At 37.8% G+C, this 20437-nt stretch carries 18 protein-coding genes and 10 tRNA genes; 13 read left to right on the forward strand and 15 right to left on the reverse strand.

Annotated features, from left to right (window positions below):
• Positions 1 to 46: 46 nt before the first annotated feature.
• From LQV35_RS04915 to LQV35_RS04945, 7 genes are all read left to right on the forward strand, one after another.
• Positions 47 to 751 carry a hypothetical protein gene (locus LQV35_RS04915; protein ID WP_230056774.1) on the forward strand — a complete coding sequence of 235 codons (705 nt, stop codon included), beginning with the start codon at positions 47 to 49 and terminating at the stop codon, positions 749 to 751.
• A 7-nt stretch (positions 752 to 758) separates the two neighbouring features.
• On the forward strand, positions 759 to 3134 hold the full coding sequence (locus tag LQV35_RS04920; protein WP_230056775.1) for a tetratricopeptide repeat protein: 2376 nt from the start codon (positions 759 to 761) through the stop codon (positions 3132 to 3134).
• Between the two features lie 115 nt (positions 3135 to 3249).
• A tRNA-Pro gene (locus LQV35_RS04925) sits at positions 3250 to 3327 on the forward strand.
• Positions 3328 to 3334: 7 nt separating this feature from the next.
• Positions 3335 to 3411 (forward strand) — tRNA-His (locus LQV35_RS04930).
• Positions 3412 to 3417: 6 nt separating this feature from the next.
• Positions 3418 to 3494 (forward strand) — tRNA-Arg (locus LQV35_RS04935).
• A gap of 20 nt (positions 3495 to 3514) precedes the next feature.
• Positions 3515 to 3591, forward strand: a tRNA-Arg gene (locus LQV35_RS04940).
• 17 nt (positions 3592 to 3608) lie between these two features.
• Positions 3609 to 3693: transfer RNA gene (locus LQV35_RS04945), tRNA-Leu, on the forward strand.
• A 120-nt stretch (positions 3694 to 3813) separates the two neighbouring features.
• Here the strand turns inward: LQV35_RS04945 and LQV35_RS04950 are convergent.
• Positions 3814 to 4650, reverse strand: a complete 837-nt coding sequence (locus LQV35_RS04950) for a sensor histidine kinase (protein WP_230056776.1) — start codon at positions 4648 to 4650, stop codon at positions 3814 to 3816.
• A 98-nt stretch (positions 4651 to 4748) separates the two neighbouring features.
• Complete coding sequence (locus tag LQV35_RS04955) at positions 4749 to 5402, reverse strand: response regulator transcription factor (protein ID WP_230056777.1); 654 nt, start codon at positions 5400 to 5402, stop codon at positions 4749 to 4751.
• 123 nt (positions 5403 to 5525) lie between these two features.
• Between LQV35_RS04955 and LQV35_RS04960 the strand changes: the two genes are divergently transcribed.
• From LQV35_RS04960 to pstB, 4 genes are all read left to right on the forward strand, one after another.
• Complete coding sequence (locus tag LQV35_RS04960) at positions 5526 to 6542, forward strand: PstS family phosphate ABC transporter substrate-binding protein (protein ID WP_230056778.1); 1017 nt, start codon at positions 5526 to 5528, stop codon at positions 6540 to 6542.
• Between the two features lie 92 nt (positions 6543 to 6634).
• Complete coding sequence (gene pstC / locus LQV35_RS04965) at positions 6635 to 7558, forward strand: phosphate ABC transporter permease subunit PstC (RefSeq protein WP_268250093.1); 924 nt, start codon at positions 6635 to 6637, stop codon at positions 7556 to 7558.
• A gap of 9 nt (positions 7559 to 7567) precedes the next feature.
• Positions 7568 to 8695, forward strand: coding sequence for a phosphate ABC transporter permease PstA (gene pstA, locus LQV35_RS04970; protein WP_230056779.1), 1128 nt, complete (start codon positions 7568 to 7570; stop codon positions 8693 to 8695).
• 5 nt (positions 8696 to 8700) lie between these two features.
• Positions 8701 to 9453, forward strand: coding sequence for a phosphate ABC transporter ATP-binding protein PstB (gene pstB, locus LQV35_RS04975; RefSeq protein WP_230057009.1), 753 nt, complete (start codon positions 8701 to 8703; stop codon positions 9451 to 9453).
• Between the two features lie 34 nt (positions 9454 to 9487).
• Here the strand turns inward: pstB and LQV35_RS04980 are convergent, their stop codons facing one another.
• The 7 genes from LQV35_RS04980 to LQV35_RS05010 all read right to left on the reverse strand — a co-directional run bounded on the left by LQV35_RS04980 (position 9488) and on the right by LQV35_RS05010 (position 13105).
• On the reverse strand, positions 9488 to 10615 hold the full coding sequence (locus LQV35_RS04980; RefSeq protein ID WP_230056780.1) for a glycerate kinase: 1128 nt from the start codon (positions 10613 to 10615) through the stop codon (positions 9488 to 9490).
• Complete coding sequence (locus LQV35_RS04985; RefSeq protein WP_230056781.1) at positions 10612 to 11982, reverse strand: GntP family permease; 1371 nt, start codon at positions 11980 to 11982, stop codon at positions 10612 to 10614. The genes LQV35_RS04980 and LQV35_RS04985 overlap by 4 nt, the downstream gene beginning before the upstream one ends.
• 553 nt (positions 11983 to 12535) lie before the next feature.
• Positions 12536 to 12625, reverse strand: a tRNA-Ser gene (locus LQV35_RS04990).
• A gap of 49 nt (positions 12626 to 12674) precedes the next feature.
• On the reverse strand, positions 12675 to 12827 hold the full coding sequence (locus LQV35_RS04995) for a hypothetical protein (protein ID WP_230056782.1): 153 nt from the start codon (positions 12825 to 12827) through the stop codon (positions 12675 to 12677).
• Between the two features lie 21 nt (positions 12828 to 12848).
• Positions 12849 to 12922: transfer RNA gene (locus LQV35_RS05000), tRNA-Cys, on the reverse strand.
• A gap of 10 nt (positions 12923 to 12932) precedes the next feature.
• Positions 12933 to 13019, reverse strand: a tRNA-Leu gene (locus tag LQV35_RS05005).
• Between the two features lie 11 nt (positions 13020 to 13030).
• Positions 13031 to 13105, reverse strand: a tRNA-Gly gene (locus tag LQV35_RS05010).
• Positions 13106 to 13222: 117 nt separating this feature from the next.
• On the opposite strand from LQV35_RS05010, the gene LQV35_RS05015 reads away from it, so the two are divergent.
• Positions 13223 to 13298 (forward strand) — tRNA-Ala (locus LQV35_RS05015).
• A gap of 178 nt (positions 13299 to 13476) precedes the next feature.
• Here the strand turns inward: LQV35_RS05015 and LQV35_RS05020 are convergent.
• The 6 genes from LQV35_RS05020 to LQV35_RS05045 all read right to left on the reverse strand — a co-directional run bounded on the left by LQV35_RS05020 (position 13477) and on the right by LQV35_RS05045 (position 19683).
• Complete coding sequence (locus LQV35_RS05020) at positions 13477 to 14199, reverse strand: TerC family protein (protein ID WP_230056783.1); 723 nt, start codon at positions 14197 to 14199, stop codon at positions 13477 to 13479.
• Between the two features lie 94 nt (positions 14200 to 14293).
• Entirely contained in the window at positions 14294 to 15280 is a 987-nt protein-coding gene (locus LQV35_RS05025) for an iron-sulfur cluster assembly scaffold protein (RefSeq protein ID WP_230056784.1), read from the reverse strand.
• Between the two features lie 52 nt (positions 15281 to 15332).
• Complete coding sequence (locus LQV35_RS05030; protein ID WP_230056785.1) at positions 15333 to 16523, reverse strand: NifS family cysteine desulfurase; 1191 nt, start codon at positions 16521 to 16523, stop codon at positions 15333 to 15335.
• 278 nt (positions 16524 to 16801) lie between these two features.
• Entirely contained in the window at positions 16802 to 18166 is a 1365-nt protein-coding gene (gdhA, locus tag LQV35_RS05035) for an NADP-specific glutamate dehydrogenase (protein WP_230056786.1), read from the reverse strand.
• 198 nt (positions 18167 to 18364) lie between these two features.
• Complete coding sequence (locus LQV35_RS05040; protein ID WP_230056787.1) at positions 18365 to 18787, reverse strand: Sua5 YciO YrdC YwlC family protein; 423 nt, start codon at positions 18785 to 18787, stop codon at positions 18365 to 18367.
• The gene (locus LQV35_RS05045; protein WP_230056788.1) at positions 18784 to 19683 is read right to left on the reverse strand and encodes a DMT family transporter; all 900 of its coding nucleotides are present in this window, start codon (positions 19681 to 19683) and stop codon (positions 18784 to 18786) included. The genes LQV35_RS05040 and LQV35_RS05045 overlap by 4 nt, the downstream gene beginning before the upstream one ends.
• A gap of 85 nt (positions 19684 to 19768) precedes the next feature.
• Between LQV35_RS05045 and LQV35_RS05050 the strand changes: the two genes are divergently transcribed.
• A complete protein-coding gene (locus LQV35_RS05050) occupies positions 19769 to 20344 on the forward strand; it encodes a GNAT family N-acetyltransferase (protein WP_230056789.1) in 576 nt (191 codons plus the stop codon).
• The last annotated feature ends 93 nt before the right edge of the window (positions 20345 to 20437 follow it).

Raw genomic sequence — 20437 nt, forward strand, 5'->3', positions numbered from 1 at the left:
TTAAAAGGTTTTTGTATAAAATGTTTAAAAATTTTAAAGGCGGCAGATGAAGTTTGTAAATTTCAACCACCAAAAAACATTAAGCCTAGCAAATTTACTAAGCTTAACAAATGAAAAACTATCTAGCGAGTTATCGCTCTGCGAGCATAGGTATATATCATATTTTCAAGATCCTGCGCTTAATAAAGACGCTCACATACGCTGTGAAATAGGCTCTATAAGCTATGTTTTAGCCCTACTTTGCAAGTACTCTGGCGCTACGCAAAGTTACTTTGATGAGCTTGATGACGGCTTTTTAAGTGGTGAGTGCAATGTCGGTGAAGAGGAGTTTGAAACACTTTGTGAATGGCTAAAAGATACTGAAAATATCATCATAGACAGCTCATTTTTTACCCACCCTGACGCACAAATGCTATTTGAGTTTTTAGAAATTTTAGATAAAAATATCATCTTAGCAGACGCAAAACAACATGAGTATAAAACCACTGGTAAGTTATGCGAGCTAAAAGAGTTGGAAAATTTTGATGGAAGTGTTGTTTATAAGATAAACTCACAAGAGCTAAGGCTTGTTGGAGGGTTAAATTTTGCCCTTGTTAGCAAGATAAAAAACGGCGATAAAGTAAAATTATGCCTACTTGATGATGAGATAAAATTTGAACAAAATGACGATATAAAGGGCGTTGTCGCATTACTATATGCGCCAAATTTAAAAGGCTACTGCTTTGAGCTTGTAAAGCTTACCAAGGTTTAAAATATAGATGAAAAAATTTTTAGCCATCTTACTTTTGCCCGTGTTAGCTCTTAGCCTAACACTTAGTATAAACAGTGGCACAGATGATGGCAAGCCATATAGCGTTATAACCCTTAGCGATGAAAATGAATTTGAGTGCGTAGAGCAGATCCTTGCCTATAATACAAAACGCTTTGCATGCATGATAGATGATGATGGCATGGTAAATATCGATGATGTCGATCTTGCCTTAATGGATATACGCTACAAAAAACAAGACGGCAAGCTCTTTATCATAGTGCTTCCAAAGGCAAATTCTAGGCTTTTAAACTTAGAAAATAAACTTCATGAAAATAGCGAAATTTTTAAAAACAACTCTAGAATTTCCAAGCGTTTTAGTATAGTAATAGATCCAAAACTTAGTGAATTTGACAAAAATGCACAAAATGGTATAAATTTTGCACCCAAATTTGATGAGCTTTTATTGCCAAGTATCGGGGCACTTGACTTTAGCAAAGCACCGATGGAGGCTATGGATAGCAACGATATAGATCTTTACATAAATATCAAACAAGCCTATGAAGCCGGCAACTTTAACCGAGTTTTAGCAGAGACAAAAAGTGCGATAACTCGCCATCCAAATAGTATATTTTCAAGTGAATTTTTACTTTATCGACTAAGGGCTATGGGAAAAGCTTTAGAAAATGAAGAAGACGCCATAGATATAGACTTTGATCATACAAATATAGTTGAAGAGGGCAAGGCTTGGATGCGTAAATTTGCCTCTGACGAGAACTATCCAGAGGTACTTTACCTAGTAACTCGAGCATATATCAAGCAAAATTTAAACAGCGATGCAAAATACACAGTAGATCTACTAAAAACAGAGCATACGAAGTCTAAATTTAGCAAGCTTGCGATGCTTGATTATGCTGATGAAATTTATAAAAACTCTGGTCAAAAAGAGGCGACTGGGCTATATGAGTATGTCCTTTATAATACCGATGATATCGATATCGCAAGTAGAGCCGCACTTAGCTTAGCAAGCGCAAACATCGAAAAAGACCGCATTGAAGAGGCTAAAAACTACATTATAAAAATACTAAACGCAAATCAGAAATTTTTCTTAGCCAACCAGCCAAAAGCCATGGATCTTGCAAAAATTTTTGATGAACGAAATATGCACGATATAGCCTCTAAAATTTATGAGATAATAGCAAATGAAGATGACTCAAAAAGCGAATTTTATGAAGTTGCGCTTAAAAATTTAGGTATTGCACTTGCTGATGATAACCAAACACAAAAAGCATACGACTACCTAAAACGCTACGAGAAGGAATTTAAAGACGGGGATTATCTAGCAGAGGTTCAAAGCACTCTAGGTAGGCTATTTTTTGATCTTGGAGAGACAAATTCCACTAAGCTTTACGAATACTACGACCTTTTAATGCAAAAGTACGACAAAAGTGATATAGGCATAAAGGCGCTTGCAAGCGCAGTTGAGTTAAATTTTAATGAAAAACGCTATAAGCAAGCACTTGAATTTACACAACAAGCAAAGGATCTTAACCTAACTGCTTCAATGGATATCATAAATCGCTCAGCTCTGGCGCTAGCCCAGCAAGGCATTAGAGATAACGACTGCCAGATAGTAATAAATTTACTCGAAGCGTATGATGTAAACACACTAGAGCTTCCACAGTTTAAGTTGCATGACTGCTTAAAGCGCACAGCTCGCCACGAAAAAGCACTAAATTTAGCCAAGTCTCATATACAAGATAAAAATCTTGAGGATAGAGTCGAGTGGTTGGTTAAGCTTTCTGCTGATTTAAGACAATTAAAAATGTATGAAGATAGTGTAAATGCCGCAAATGACGCACTCTCTTTGGGTGCTAGCGTGCCTTATGCTGACCCTACACCGGCACTTTATGACCGCTTTTACTCGCTTATTAAACTAAACCGATTAAATGACGCCATAAGGACGATGGGCGCCATCGAAGAGCTTCGTGGGCAAGACTTTAAGATAATAGAAAGCTTTGACGCACTAGCAAAATTTGCATTTAGCAAGAGTGATTACGCAAACACGACCACATATGCAAAAAAGGCGCTAGAGCTAGCAAATTCGGTGCGTATAAATGTTTTTACACCGGATCTAAATTTCTTATACTCGCACGCTTCATTAAAAATGGGGAATTTAGCTGACGCACTTGATGAGGCGAAATACATCTTAAACCTGAAACTAAAACCGCTTGAACGCAGTCGTGCGCTAAATTTAATGGCTGACATACATATAGCACGAAAAGAGCCAAACGAAGCAAGAAAATACTTAAATGAATGCGTAAATAGCAACATCGATAACGAATTCGTCTCGCTTTGTAAAGCGTCTTTAGAACTGCTAAAATAAGCGTTTGTTGAAAATTTTAAATTTTTATGAAATTAAGCAAATTTTAATTGACAATAAAACTTTTTTTAGTTAAAATACGCTTTTTTAATGACGTAGTGGCACATTACTCACACTACGGGGTGTAGCGCAGTCTGGTTAGCGCATCTGGTTTGGGACCAGAGGGCCGAAGGTTCGAATCCTTTCACCCCGACCATGACATGGTGAGTGTAGCTCAGTCGGTTAGAGCATCAGATTGTGGTCCTGAGGGTCGTGGGTTCGATTCCCATCACTCACCCCACTTTGGGCGCTCGTAGCTCAATTGGATAGAGCGACAGACTTCGGATCTGTAGGTTATGGGTTCGACTCCTATCGGGCGCGCCACTTTTTGGATTATCCAACATGCGCTCATAGCTCAGCTGGATAGAGCAACGGCCTTCTAAGCCGTAGGCCAGAGGTTCGAATCCTCTTGGGCGTACCACTTTATTTTGTTTTTGTGCGGATGTGGTGAAATTGGCAGACACACCAGACTTAGGATCTGGCGCTTCACGGCATGGAGGTTCAAGTCCTCTCATCCGCACCATACTTTACTCTTGATTTCTCTAATTTTTACAAAAGATAGTCCTATAAAATAATAAATTTTCTTTTAATATCTCTTACTAAGCAAAATTTTACCCCGAGCATAAACTGAAATAATTAAATATTATAAAAATTTAAATCCAAATTCTGAGCCCTTATCCTTTTGCGAGTTTATAATTAGCTCAAAGTCGTGCATTTTTAGTATCTGTTTTACAATATAAAGCCCTAGCCCAAATGAATTTGTCTTATTATTATCGCTAGTTTTAAAGTATTTTTTGGTTATTAGCTTTATCTCTTTTGCCTCAATACCGACACCCTTATCACACACAAGAAGAGAGTTTTCGTTAAGCCTTATAACAACCTCATCTAAAGAGTATTTAAGCGCATTTTCAACCAAATTTATAATGACTTGCCGCATCAGCGTCTCATCTGCCGTTATCATGACACTTTTTTGAGTGTATAAAATTTGTCTATCCATATAGCGCGACGAGAGTTCGTTTTGAATATTTTTAACCAAAATTCCAAGATCAAATTTGCTTTTTTGAGCGATTAAATTTTCACTCGAACGCAAATTTACACGATCTATCAACGCCACGATATTTTGGCTATTTCTAACGATCTTTTCTATAAAATTTGCTCTTGTTTTTTCATCCATTTGAGGATCATTTTTTATAGTTTGGCTAGCAGCATTTATCACAGCAATAGGGTTTTTAAACTCATGCGATATAGAGCCAAGAAGTCCTTGTAGTTGCGAATTCCTTAGTTTTATCTTGGCTGATTTTTTAGTTAGTTTTTTATTTTTCTCTTTTATCTGCAAAAAAAGCTCATCCAAACTAGTGCTAATCTCAGCATTTTCATCAAAGAAAAACCCGTTTTTATCCATGTGTTCTTCATAGTTTAAAATTTTTTCTTTTAATCTTTTTGTATCTTTATACACCAAAGCACAAATTAGTAAAATCATAAAAAAAGCTAACACCAAAGCACAAACGGCAGGGCTTTTAAAGTAACTAATCGTAGCAGCAAAGACCACCACAAGAAAGCAAAAAAGAGCAAATTTCTTCAGCAAATTTTATATCCTTGACCGCGTACCGCCACGATATACTCACCTCCAAGCTTTTCACGCAGTCGCTTTATGGCAATATTTATCGTCTTTTCGCTAGTTTCGTCATTTTGCCAAATTTTATCTGCGAGATACTCTCTAGAAAGGATAAGATTTTTATTTTTTATAAACTCTGAGAGTAGTAAAATTTCAAGCTTGCTGAGCAAAACTTCACTATTTTTAACCAGAACTTTTGCCGAGCTTAAATCCAGAAAAATATCTTTAAATTTATATACATTAGCCTCTTTTTTTGTTCGTTTTAGCACTGCCTTTACGCGTACTATCAGGTCATCCATATCAAAAGGTTTCGTGATATAATCATCTCCGCCACTTTCAAAGCCTTGTAGCTGCTCTTTCTTGCTATCTTTGGCTGATAAAAATATCACAGGATGATTAAAGCCTTTTTTTCGTAACTCTAAAACAAACTCAGCCCCCTCAGCATGTATCAAGTTTCTATCTACGATGAGTAAATCAACATCCTCTTCTTCTAAAAACTGCTCAACTTTTTTGGTGTTATAAAAGCCAAAAGTCTCAAATCCAGCCTTTTGCAAGTTATATTCAAGTAGCTCAACTAGATCTTTTTCATCGTCAATTATCACGACTAGCCCAGACATTTTGCCCCCTTTTTTAATGCTAGATTATAATACAAATTTACAAAATTTTAGCCAAATTTTATGTTTCCAAAATGTTTCTAACTCTTTGTAAGATTTCATCAAACATCAAAAAAGGAGAACAAAATGAAAGTTTTTAAAAGTGTAGTTGCAGCCTCTTTACTTTGTATGGTAGCTTATGCTGAGCAAATCAGGATCGCTGGTAGCTCGACAGTTTTTCCATTTTCTAGCTTTGTAGCAGAGGAATTTGCAGCGCTAAAGGGCAAAAAAGCTCCTATCGTTGAAAGCCTTGGAACAGGTGGCGGCTTTAAGGCATTTTGCGCATCACAAAAGGGTATAGATATAGCAAACGCTTCAAGACCTATGAAGCTAAGCGAATTTCAAGAGTGTGAGAAAAATGGCATAAACCAAATTTCAGGCTTTATGATAGGCTATGATGGTATCGTTTTGGCACAAAATAAACAAAATGCGGAACTAAGCCTAACAAAAGAGCAAATTTTCCTGGCTCTTGCCAAACAAATTCCGCAAAATGGTGCTTTGGTGGATAACCCTTACAAAAAATGGAACCAGATAGATGCAAGCTTACCTGATAAGGAAATTTTAGTTTATGGGCCCCCAACAACATCTGGCACAAGAGATAGCTTTGAAGAACAGCTCATGCAAGCAGCCTCTAAAAATTTTAAAGAATACGGCGAAAAAGCGGGCAAATATGGCTCTATAAGAGAAGATGGAGCTTATGTTCCATCAAGTGAAAACGACAACCTAATAGTCGCAAAACTAGCCCAAAACAAAGACGCTTATGGCATTTTTGGGTATGGGTATTTGGCTGAAAATGGTAGCAAAGTCGCAGCTGTTGGGATAAATGGCATAAAGCCAAGCGAAAAAAGCGTAGCAGATGGTAGCTACACTCTAGCAAGAAGCCTTTATTTTTATGTAAAAAATGAAAATTTCAAAGCAAATGATGAAATTCCAGCCTTTATAGATCTTTTCATAAGCCAAGCTATGATAGGCAAAGACGGCGCACTAAAGAGCTTAGGGTTAATATCACTTAATCAAGACAGCTTTGCTGCTATGCGTAAAAATGCTGCTGATCCACAAAAACTATCTGTTGAGATGGTAAAATCAGGCAAAGTTATCCAATAAGGCTTATCGTGCTTTATCTTGCATTATTTGTGCTTACTTTTGGATGCTACTACGCTTTTAAGGGCAAAATTTCAGCCCTTAGCTTTGAGCCTTTGAGCTTTAAAAACAAAGGCTCACAAAACCTTACATACGCCCTACTTTTCGCAGCTTCATTAGTTTCTATCATCTGCACACTAATGATTTTAGCTTCTATTTTATTTGAGGCTATGAAATTTTTCTCCACTCAAAGTTTTACAAATTTTTTCCTGAGTTTTCACTGGGCTCCACACGATGCATTTTTGGGCAAAGATGGTAGTTTTGGCTCACTTGGATTATTTTTTGGAACATTTTACATCAGCTTAATAGCTGTTTTAACGGCATTTCCACTTGGAATTTTCACGGCAATTTACCTAAGCCAATACTGCTCAAAACAAAAAAGAGCCTACTTAAAGCCATTTTTAGAAATTTTAGCCGGAGTACCAAGTGTTGTTTACGGCTTTTTTGCTGCGATTTTTGTTGCACCAATTGTTGTTAGTATGGCGGAGTTTTTTGGGCTAGATGCTTCGCACAACAACGCTTTAAGCGCAGGGCTTGTGATGAGCGTGATGATAACCCCCATGATAGCCAGTCTTTGCGATGATACACTCTGTCAAGTGCCTAAAAAACTACATTACGGGGCTCTTAGCTTGGGACTAAGCAAAGAAGAAAGTATAATATTTGCCGTTTTGCCACCAGCCATGCCAGGGATCATCGCGGCATGCTTGCTCGGACTTTCAAGGGCTCTTGGTGAGACGATGATAGTGGTTATGGCTGCTAGTTTGAGAGTAAATTTTAGTTTAAATCCACTTGAAGACATGACAACAGTGACGGTTAAAATAGTAGAGGTTTTAAGCGGCGATCAAGAATTTGATAATCCACTAACTTTAAGCGCTTTTGCCCTTGGGATTACGCTATTTGCTATAACTTTTGTGATAAATTTTATAGCTGTTTTGATCTCGCGAGCCTACCAGCGTAAATACAAAATCGCAAATCTATAAGGCAGCACAATGAGAAAGTTAAAAGGCGCGATATTTAAAGGCTTTTGCAAGGCTTCATTTTGGCTTTGCGTAGCATTTTTGTTGCTATTTTTAGGAACATTGATAAAAAATGGAGTTGGAGAATTTAGCAAATTTTATATAAAAACTGAGTTTGTAGTAACTGAAAATTTACTAGCAAATCCTTACTCATTTGAAAGTGAATATAAAAAGTTTATATCGCGTGCATGGATAAGAGAGCTACCAGCACTATTAAGATTACAAAATGCCAAGGCTGGAGATAGGATACAAACTCTAGCTACTGCAAATGCAGATGTTCAATCACAGCTTAAGCTAGGAGTCTCTAAGCTAAATGAGACGCAAATAAGCCAAGTGGCAAACCTTAGAAATAAAGGCGTTATAATAAACAAATTTAGTCTTGACTTTTTTACAAAAAGTGACTCAAAAATTCCAGAAAATGCAGGCTTTTTATCAGCTATATTTGGCAGTGTCTTAGTTATGTGCGTAGCCATGATGTCAGCGTTTCCAGTAGGGCTTGCGAGCGGAATTTATCTAGAAAAATTTGCAAAGGACAATAAATTTAGCAAATTTATAGAAATTAGCATAAATAACCTAAACGCAGTCCCTTCAATCATCTTTGGACTGCTCGGACTTGCGGTATTTATAAATTTCTTTGGACTGCCAAGAAGCTCGATAATCGTAGGCGGCTTAGTGCTTGGCATTATGAGCTTGCCTGTGATTATAGTAAGCGTAAGAAGCGCACTAAGATCGGTGCCTGAAAGCATTTCGCAAGCTGGATATAGTTTGGGTTTAAATAAATTTCAAGTCATAAAAGACCATGTCTTGCCGAGTGCTTGGAGTGGGATACTAACTGGGATTATAATGGCACTGGCTGGAGCTATCGGCGAAACTGCTCCGCTTATGATAGTTGGCATGATAGCCTTTGTTCCAGAGATGGCAACAAGTCTTTTTAGCCCATCAGCCGTCATGCCGTCACAAATTTTCATCTGGTCAGGAAGCCCAGAGCTAATATATGTACAAAAGACCAGCGCTGCTATACTCACGCTACTTTTTATAACATTTTCACTAAATTTACTAGCAATAATCCTAAGAAATAAAATCAACAAAAAGGCACAATGATGAAAATCAAAGCGCAAAGTAAAAATTTAACCCTTTATTACGGCGAAAAAAAGGCGCTAAATAACATAAATATGAAAATAGCACAAAACAAGATCACCGCACTCATCGGTCCATCAGGCTGCGGGAAAAGTACATTTTTACGCTGTTTTAATCGCATGAATGACCTAATAGACAATGTCAAAATCTCAGGTGAAATTTTAATAGATAGCACAAATATCTACCAAAGTCAAGTTGATGAAACCCAGGTACGAAGGCGCGTAGGCATGGTCTTTCAGCAGCCAAACCCATTTTTAAAAAGCATTTATGAAAATATATCCTACGCACCGCTTGTGCATAGGATGGTAAAAAAGGGCAGTGAGTGCGATATGTTAGTTGAAGATAGCCTTAAAAAAGCTGGGCTTTGGAACGAAGTAAGAGATAGGCTCAAAACTCCAGCAACTACGCTAAGTGGCGGTCAGCAACAACGCTTATGCATCGCTAGAACCATTGCCGTTAAGCCAGAGCTTATACTAATGGACGAGCCAACTTCGGCACTTGATCCTATATCAACAGGCATTATAGAGGAGCTTATGAGCGAACTTGGGCATGAGTTTAGCATAGTTGTCGTTACTCATAATATGCAACAAGCAGCTAGAATTTCAGACTATACTGGCTTTTTTCATATGGGTGACTTGGTTGAGTTTGGAGAAACGGAGCAAATTTTCAAAGATCCGAATGAGAAAAAAACAAAGCAATATATAAAAGGTAAATTTGGCTGATATAGTTAAAAAGGGTGCAAACGCCCCCTTTAATTTATCTTCTAAGTAAAAAGAGTCTTACTGCTTGCTCGCTAACTCGTTTTAAATTCTCGCTTGCAACGCTTTTTTTCATCGCCTCATCAAGACTAATAGGCTCATTTTGTATGCTAAAAAAGGCATCTATACCATTTTTGTTGCACTCATTAGCACATTTTGAAACGCTCCCCGCAAGAGCGATAACAGGCTTGTCATACTTTTTAGCAAGCTTTGCCACGCCAGTTGGTGTCTTGCCCATAGAGCTTTGAAAATCCATACGACCCTCGCCGGTTATAACTAAATCAGCTCTTTTAATCTCATCTTCAAGCAAAATTTCCTCAGTTATAATCTGCACACCAGGCTTTAGTTTTGCATTTAAAAAACTTACAAAACCATACCCTAGCCCACCCGCAGCACCAGAACCGCGAAGTTTCCAAGTCTGAGCTACTATCTCTTTATCTACAACACTAGCAAAGCTAACAAGCCCAGAGTCAAGCTCTTTTACCATGGACTCATCAGCGCCTTTTTGCGGTCCATAAACATAGGCTGCGCCGTTTTTTCCAAAAAGTGGATTATCCACATCACAGGCAACCAAAAACTCGCACTCTTTTAACTCTTTAATGGTGTTTAGAGTTGAAATTTTAGCGATCTTAGAAAGGTTTGCACCGTTTCCTTCAAGCAAATTTCCACTTTTATCGTAAAAAACAAAACCTAAAGCACTAAGCATGCCAGTACCAGCGTCATTTGTAGCACTTCCGCCTATACCGATGATAAATTTTCTAGCACCTTTGTTGATAGCATCTTTTATCATCAGTCCAAATCCATAAGTGCTTGTTTTTAATGGGTTACGCTCATTTTTTTCAAGCAAAGTTAGACCAGAAGCAGATGCCATCTCCATAATAGCTAGCTCGCCAGCCATCGCATAGCGAGCTAGAATTTTCACGCCTAGTGGATTTTGCGTTATGACATCGATATATTTACCGCCAAGAGCGTCAGCAAGGGCCTCTACAGTACCCTCGCCACCGTCTGCCACAGGTTTTACTATGACCTCATCGCAAAGGGGCTTTATGCCACTCTTAACGGCATTACCAGCCTCAAGCGAACTTAGTGAGCCCTTAAATGAGTCTATTGCAACTAAAATTCTCATAAAAGAACCAAGGAGCAAACAAATACGCTCAGCATACCGACTATACCCATTATAAGCGTTAAGGTAGTCTGTGTCTTATAGCCTTGTTGTGGGTTCATGCCGCTGAAATTTGTAACAACCCAGTAATAGCTGTCATTTGCATGAGAGACGCACATAGCACCCGCTGCAATAGCCATAACAACAAGCACACCAGCTATCTCAGTCGTAAAACCAAGCGCACTCATCAGTGAGTCGCCAGCACTAAACATGCCCATGATAGATGCGGTAGTCACGATGGCTACAGTTGAGCTACCTTGTGCGGTTTTTAGGATAGCCGAGATGATAAATGGAAAGAAAATTCCAGCCGCGCTAATAACTTGTGCATTTTCCTTGATGTAAGCAACAAATCCCGCCTCAGTGATAACTTTACCAAGCACACCACCAGCTGCAGTGATGAAAAGTATAGGACCTACAACTTTTAGCGTATCGTTTGTTAAAGTATTAAAAATTGAAATTTTATTCGTATCAAGAAGCAAAATAATGGCAAATACAACGCCAATAGCAAGGGCGATTATAGGATTACCCAAAAAGGCAAGAAGAGCGCCAGCGGTACCGCTAACTCCAGCAACTTTAGCTATAGAGCCAAGCGCCATAAAAATGATAGGCATTAGTATAGGCGCAATGCTTAAAAAGCCACTTGGAAGCTTTCCGTATTCCTTAATAAGCTCCTCATAGCTCTTAGAAAGCTCGGTATCATTTTCAACAAGATCTATCTTTGAACCGATAAATTTTGCATATATATAAGCAGCTGTAAGCACTGGGATAGAAACCACCGCACCCACAATAATCACAAGCAATAAATTTGAATCAACCCCAATCGCTCCAGCCGCAGCTATCGGACCAGGAGTTGGAGGGATAAAAACATGCGAAGCATACAAGCCAGCACTTAGGGCAACAGCCATACCCACTGGGCTTGCTCCGATCTTTTTACGAAGTGCACGGCGGATAGGATCAAGCACAACAAAGCCACTATCGCAAAAAACTGGGATACCTACGATCCAACCCATTATCAACATTGCAAGTTCTGGACGCTTTGAGCCTACAACATTTACAACCATGTCAGCCAGCTTTAAAGCCGCACCAGTCTTTTCAAGCACCATTCCTATGAGCGCTCCAAAGATGATAACGATGCCGATACTTTTAAATATGCCACTAAAGCCATCGCCTATGATAGCTGGAATTTTGCTAACATTTACTCCAGCCACTAACGCAAGTGCTAGTGATGTAAGCATTAATGCCAAAAATGGATGGACATTTAACTTTGATATCATCCAAATCATCAAAGCAATAGCTATGACAAATACTACAATAAGCCCGATACCCGTCATGAATTCTCCTTTATAAAAATTTCATCAATAGTAGCGTATTTTTTATATAAAATCTATAAAAATTTTTAGTTTTATTGTTTTATTTTTATGTTATGCAAATTTTATAGAATTTAAGGGGTAAAATGATTATAGTATTTAAAGCTTTGCAAAATAATAGATTTTGTGCTAAAAACTAGGGTTTTTGACAAAATATATCAGATATGGCTAAAATTTTTAGCATAAAATAACTGAAATTTTACCAGTTTTTTGATGTTTTACTTCTACATTTTATCTTTAAGATATATATGGGTTTTTAGAACTTTTTATTTTTGGATAAGGTTTTAATACTTTGTTTTTTCAAATAAAATACTTAATGATGAAATTTAAAATAGTATACTAATAGAATTTTTGATATTTTTGTTTTATCTTAAAAATTATAAGATTGCCTAGCCTAGTAAAGTAGTGCAATATTTTTTATATTTTAAATAAACAATATTGCGGTAAATAATGAAAAAACATTTTTCAAAACTTTGTTATAAAAAGCAATAAATTCGAATGAAATTTTTAAAGCAAGTGGCCGGGAGATAGGGATTCGAACCCCAGGAGGCTTTCACACCTCAACGGTTTTCAAGACCGCCGCTTTCGACCGCTCAGCCATCTCCCGCGAAAAGAACTTGTGAATTATAGCAGATTTAGCTTAAAATTTGCTATAACTACTCAGTTTTTTCCTTTACATAAGTAGCGCCGTCATTAACTTTATCTTTTGTCCACTCTTTTGCATTATGAGTATCTTCTTTAACACCATGCCAAGTATTTGAACAACCGACAAAAAACATAGCTGCGACCAACAAAGATAAAAACTTCATAGCTCACTCCTGTTATAAATTTGGAGGCGACACCCGGATTCGAACCGGGGGTAAAAGCTTTGCAGGCTTCTGCCTTACCACTTGGCCATGTCGCCAGTTACAAAGTGGTGCCCAGGACCGGACTTGAACCGGTACGGAAAAAAAATCCGAGGGATTTTAAGTCCCTTGTGTCTACCATTCCACCACCTGGGCTAGTTAAAAACTGGAGCGGGAAACGAGATTCGAACTCGCGACCCCAACCTTGGCAAGGTTGTGCTCTACCCCTGAGCTATTCCCGCATTAAAAAGTGCAATTCTAACCAAAATTTGCTTAAAATTTTATTTTATTTTGATAAATTTTAATAAAATTTCAAATTTTTATAAGCCTTTTTGATGTAAAATGTAACTTCATTTTTTGGGGTTATAGCTCAGCTGGGAGAGCGCTTGAATGGCATTCAAGAGGTCGGCGGTTCGATCCCGCTTAACTCCACCATTGTATCTTTTCTAAAATTTATTTCACTGCTTTTTTACAACAAACAATTAGCCTAATTTATCAAAAAGAACAACAGAAAATGGTAGGTGTATTTTCTTGTTTACAATAAGCTGACTATACATCAAACCCTAAAATAAACGCTATATAAAACAACAAAGCGTGTCAAACACGCTTTGTTTTAATGTTTTGCCTTTTTTCTAGCGTAAATGTTAATAATTTCAACAATTAGCGAAAATGCCATAGCAAAGTAGATATAGCCTTTTGGCACATGAAGCCCTAAGCCTTCGCCAACTAGCGAGAAGCCAATAAGTATCAAAAACGCAAGAGCTAAAATTTTAATGGTTGGATTATTATCAACAAAGTGTGAGATGGATTTTGAAGCTACCATCATAACACCAACTGCTATTATAACGGCAAGTATCATGATCTCTATATGATCTGCCATACCAACTGCGGTAATAACGCTATCAAGCGAAAATACAATGTCAAGAATGGCGATTTGAGTGATCACCATAGCAAAGCTAGCATATGTTTTTCCATCTTTATGCTCATGCTCTTCACCACCAACACTAGAGTGGATTTCGGTTGTTGATTTGGCTATCAAGAACAATCCACCAAGTATCAAGACCAGATCACGCCCAGTTATCTCAAAACCAAACACGCTAAATAAAGGCGTTGTAAGCTTCATGATCCAAAATAGCGAAAGTAGCAACAACACCCTTGTAGCCATTGCAAATCCAAGGCCTAAAATTCTACCCTTATCGCGTTGATGCTCAGGTAGTTTTGCTACTAAAATAGCTATAAAGATTATGTTGTCAATGCCAAGCACTATCTCAAGTGCAGTCAAAGTAACAAGCGACAGCCAAGCCTCTGGCGAACTCATCCAAGCTAGGAATTCCATCATTTTCCTTTAAAAAAATTTTCGTAAGTATAGCAGAAATTTTAAATTTTTGGGTTATAAAAATTTAAAAGAGTCCTAAGACTCTTTTGTAGGGTTAAATAGGCATTACGCGAATTTTTTTGCTAAGCTTTTCTTGTAAGACATTTTCTATCGCATAAAGTGTCCCACCAGCTCCGCTTGCACAGCCAGAGCAAGCACCAAGATAACGAATATATATGTCTATATTTTCATCGCCAGCTTTTTGTATATCAATAACCTCCATATCACCTCCATCCATCATAAGCATAGGGCGAATTTCAGCATCAAGCGTACTTTCAACAGCTTTTAGCTGTCCAACAACACTTAGCTCTTCAAATTTTATCTCATCACCAAGAGCTTTTGCGTTTGCCTGCTTTTTAAGGCGCTCTTGCTCCATTTCAGATCTAGTTTCAGCTAATATATCAACCAAATAATACTCCCTGTCCTCGTGTCCACCAGGTTTCACGCAAGACTTACAAAATGCACCAGCTTTTGTGAATTGCGTTATCTCTTCAACGGTATGAAGATCATTTAGCCTTATAACTTCTTTTATCGTTCCAAGACTTACGCGTGCACACTCGCAAACTATTATCTCATCTTCAAAATGATCAGGATCCACACCTTTATAGCTTGCAGCTGCGGCTTTTATAACATCGTATGCCATAACCGAACAGTGCATTTTTTGTGGTGGTACAGCAGGTGTTTCAGGTGTATCTCGCATGGCCTTTTCAACATCTATATTTGTTATCTTAACCGCCTCATCAACTGTTTTTCCTATACAAAGCATAGCCATCGTATCAGAGCTTGCTATGGCTGTACCGCAGCCAAAGCTCTTAAATTTTGCGTCGATTATCGTATCTGTTTTTTCATCAACAAGCCAGTAAAGCCTAACAGCATCGCCACAGCTTTCAGCCCCAAAGTCAGCCACTATTAGCTTTGCACCACGCTCCTTTGCCTCATCTTCTGTTATCTCTCCCATATATTTTGGGTTGTTCATCCTATCTTGAACGGTTTGAGAATACTCATCCCAGATAGAACCTCCGATTAAACTATTTTTTGCCATTTTTTCCTCTTTTCATCGTGCTTTTATTTAAATTTACTAAAGTCTAATAATACTATAAACCACTCACATGCCCTTTTGGCGTGTAGGCAAAGGTACTTGATATAGACCGCAGTCTAAGAACCGCCTTTTTTATAACCTCTATCGCATAGTCTATCTCATCTTCTGTGTTAAAACGAGATAGCGATAACCGAAGTGCAGTGTGTGCAAGATCGCTATCGGCGCCTATAGCTTCCATTATAGGGTTACTCTCAAGTGCTTCAGAAGCACATGCCGAGCCGGTTGAAGCAGCCACGCCAGCTTGATTTAGATCCCAAAGCATTGCTTCACCTTCAACCCCTTTTACTGAGACTAATATCGTATTTGGAACTCTGTTTTGCCTATCGCCCACTACGCTAATATCAGGAAGCTCTAAAAGTGCATCCTCTAGTTTATCCCGCAGCCTTCTAACATGACAGTTTTCAAATGTTATAAATTTTGTCGCAAGCTCAAGTGCTTGACCCATACCAACAATGCCGGCAACATCAAGCGTACCGCTTCTTCTTCCACCCATGTGTTCGCCGCCATGAAGTAAGCTACTTAGTTTTTGACTATCTTTTATGTAAAGCCCGCCAACACCTTTTGGTCCGTGAAATTTATGTGCCGAAAAGCTCATAAAGTCAACATCAAGATCTCTTACATTTACAGGAATTTTGCCAACCGCCTGAACTGCGTCAGTATGAAAAAGTGCTCCGTATTCATGAGCTATGCTTGCAAGCTCTTTGATGGGAAATATCATGCCTGTTTCGTTGTTTGCAAACATTATAGAAACCAATGCCACATCATCACTCATAGCCTCTTTTAGCTGCTCCGGAGTAACTAGTCCTTGCTCATTTACATCAAGCACAGTTAGCTCAACTCCAAAATCTTTTAAAAATTCACAAGTCGCGCGTATTGCTGGATGTTCAACAGCTGTTGTTATGACACGCTTTTTCTCTCCGTTAGCTATTTTGTCAAAATAAACACCTTTAATGACCCAGTTATTACTTTCCGTCGCACAAGAAGTTACTATAATATCATCATTATCTTTTGCGTTTATTCCAGCATAAAGTTGGTCAAGCGCCTTACGAAGTGCTGGATGAGTTTCTGAGCCAAATTTATGTAGTGAGTTTGGGTTGCCGTATTTTTCACAGTAAAACGGCTTCATAGCTTCAAAAACATCTGGATCAACCATCGTAGTAGCGTTATTATCTAAATATACTCTCAAAATTTTACCTTTAATTAGGATAGAAATTATCCTTTTTATCTTTTTTGCAATATTATAGCAAAATTCATAAATTTATGTTTAAAATTTTTGTCTAATTTTTTCAATATTGAATAAATTTTGATACTATTATATATTGAAATTCTTTATCAATTTATCGAATATGCCGAACATTACCCAACTTTAGGTATCAAAGAGAAAATAAGTCTTAATAATTAATCAATTTTTTTAAGATTATAAAATTTTAAAGTTTTTCTAGTCCTTATGAAAGGACTAGAAATTTATACATAACCTTGATCTATCATCGCATCAGCCACTTTTCTAAAGCCAGCGATATTTGAACCAAGCACCAAGTTGCCAGTATCGCCAAATTCTTTACTTGTTTCATAAGATGTCTCAAAAATATGATTCATAATGCCATGAAGTCGAGCATCAACCTCTTCAAAACTCCATTTAGACATCGCTGCATTTTGCATCATCTCAAGACCAGAAGTTGCCACGCCACCAGCGTTTGCTGCCTTTGCTGGAGCAAAACAAAAGTCTTTTTGCGATAGCATAAAATTTATGGTATCAAGGGTACTTGGCATATTCGCACCCTCTGCTAAAAAGCGACATCCATTTGCATAAAGCACTTTTATGTCTGCAAGATGAACCTCATTTTGCGTAGCACAAGGAAACGCCCCATCACAAGGGACATCCCAGACGCCATTTCTACCTGGTGCATATTCGTTTATACTTACAAATTTTGCACTTGGCTTTAGTTTTACATATTCGCTAATTCTAGCGCGTTTAACCTCTTTTAGCTCTTTTAAAATTTTAACATCAATGCCCTGCTCATCGTATATATACCCACTTGAATCAGATGCAGTTATAGGTAAAGCGCCAAATTCATATAGTTTTTCAATAGTATAGATAGCAACATTGCCGCTACCGCTGATGGAGCACTTTTTGCCCTCCAAAGAATTTCCAGCCTTTTTTAGCATATTTTGTGTGAAATAAACAAGACCATATCCAGTAGCTTCAGTCCTTGCAAGGCTTCCGCCCCAGCCAAGCCCCTTGCCAGTTATAACACCATCAAAGCGGTTTGTCAGCTTTTTGTATTGTCCAAACATATAGCCAATCTCTCTTGCTCCAACCCCTATATCGCCGGCTGGAACATCTGTGGTATGTGCGATATGACGGAAAAGCTCGCTCATGAAAGACTGGCAAAAGCGCATTATCTCATTATCACTTTTACCTTTTGGGTCAAAGTCAGCGCCACCTTTTGCTCCACCCATCGCAACGCTAGTAAGCGAGTTTTTGAAAATTTGCTCAAATCCAAGAAATTTTAAAACTCCAACATTTACGCTCGGGTGAAATCTTATGCCGCCTTTATATGGCCCTATAGCTGAGTTAAACTGAATTCTCCAGCCATTATGTACTCGTGGATTACCCTCATCATCAATGTGTGTTATGCGGAAGTGAAAGGCTCGCTCAGGTATAGTCACGCGCTCTAAAATAGCATGTTTTTTATACTTTGGCTCTCTTGCGATTAATGGCTCAAGGCTATAAAGAACCTCCGTTACTGCCTGTATAAATATATCTTGACCTGGGTTTGCAAACTTTAAATTTTCAAGTATTGTGTTTACATATTGAGTTTGGCTCACCTTATACTCCTTTTTCTAAAATGTATAAGGATTTTATCGTGCTATTAATTTTTTTATGCTTAAAGTTAGTTTTATATTTTATTTTTAGGCTCTTTATGTTTCAAGTAGTAACACATGTAAAATTTTACTTAAAATTTCATAAAATTTTTTATATACTTTTATATAATCTCCTATTTTAGCGATATTAGATAGTTAAAGTTATCTTATTTTAAGTAGTTTTCGGTGTGAAATTTTATACATTTTTGATGATTTTCCTTCAAAAAGCTGCTTATCGACTATAATATCAACAACACTTTTTGCCCAATTTTCATCAAATTTTAAGCCATGAAGGTTTGCAGAAGTTGAGTAAAGCCAGTCAAATTGTAAGAGAAATTTTTCATGCTCACAATTTTTTACAACACGAATAGCCCTTTTATTTGGATATAAAAAGGTAGTTTTTTTGGCTTTTCGCACAAAATTTTTATAACGATTTGGCACACGAACTAGTTTGTTTAACTCACTAAATTTTGCAGTCGCTATAAGGCATGGTTTATCTACCAGACGAGCTTTTATAGCGTTTATCTTTCTTAAATCTTTGCTTAAAAACCCAGCCGTTGTATCAGTTTGCGCTAGATATATCATCTAATGCCCCTTCTTTTTCTTGATAACAAAAATACACACACCATAATCATTGCAAAACCGATAAAATCAAACATCTCAAAGCGTGTATCCAGCCAAAAATAGGCAAAAAATGCAGAGCTTACAGGCTCAATGCAAGCTATCAAACTAGCCTTACTGGCACCTATACTCTCAACGCCCATCATATAAAAGCTAAATGCACATATCGTACCTATCATAATCACACTAGCAAAGGCAAGAAATTGGGATAAATTTTGCACCCCATCAAGCGTCCAAACACGGGTTAAACCTGCTAGTACGCATCCACCTATCACCATCGCCCAGCCAAGATTTAACGCAAGTGGAAATTTTGCATTTAGTTTTTTTGGAATAAGCGAGTATACACAAACTCCTACTGCGCTTAAAAGAGCCCAAAAAAGTGCTCTGGGACTTATAGCAAGTGAGCTAAAATCGCCATGTGTTGCCAGCAAAAATACACCACCCAAAGCAAAAAATAGTGCTAAAATTTCCATATTTTGTGGTGCTCGTCGCTCACTAAAACAAATCCAAGCTAAAATAAGTGCAGGCGCACTATACTGAATGGCTGTTGAGATAGTGGCATTTGAAAGTTCAATACTATAAAAATAGCTATAATGCGTCATCATAAGCCCGAAAATACCGTAGGTTATAAGCGTAGGCAGTAGTGATTTTTCACGAAGTGGCGCGGTAAAGCTCTTAAAATTTTTAGTAGCATAAAATGCAAGAAGCATAACTCCAGCAAGAAGCAACCGATATGGCACAAGCCATTTTGCACTAACTCCTTGCTCAAACAAATACTGCCCACAAACACCACTAAAACCCCAGCAAATTCCACCCAAAAGTGTTATAAGGACGCCAAAAGTGTGAGTATTTGTTTGCATTAAGCTTTTCATCTGCGTATTGTAGCAATTTTTTGCCTAAAATAGGGCAAATTTAGTTATAATAAATCAAATTTAAAGGACAAAAATGAACGAACTAGAGTTTAGCATAGCCTGTCCTAGCGACGCCAGCAAGCTTTTAGAAATCTATGCGCCATACATAACTGACACAGCTATAACATTTGAGTATGAAGTACCAAGCGTGCCAGAATTCTCACAAAGGATCGAAAAAATTTTGACCAGCTATCCTTTTATAGTCGCTAAGCGCGATAACAAATTTATAGGATATGCTTATGCGAGTGCCTTTAAAGAGCGTGCAGCGTATGACTGGGCTGTGGAAGTATCTGTATATGTGGCACAAAATGAGCATGGTCGTGGCGTTGGAAAGGCACTTTATGCAAAGCTTGAAGACATTTTAAAAGTAATGGGTGTACTAAATTTAAATGCTTGTATCAGCGTATCAAGCCAAAACGATGAGTTCTTAGATGATACTAGTGTGCGCTTTCATGAACATTTAGGCTACGAACTTGTGGGCGAATTTAAACAGTGTGGGTTTAAATTTGGACGCTGGTATAATATGATATGGATGCAAAAAATGATAGGCGAACACACTAGTAAGCCTACAAAAGTACGCAAATTTAGTGAGCTTGAAGATAAACTTTAACCAAGCTAAAAAGCTAGTCAAAAACCTCCAAGCACTTTTTCTAACTTTATGATTAGAGTTTTTGTGTTACTTATGGCGGCAAAATGCCGCCAA

Origin of the sequence: Campylobacter suis (assembly GCF_905120475.1) — a bacterium.
Taxonomy (GTDB): domain Bacteria; phylum Campylobacterota; class Campylobacteria; order Campylobacterales; family Campylobacteraceae; genus Campylobacter_A; species Campylobacter_A suis.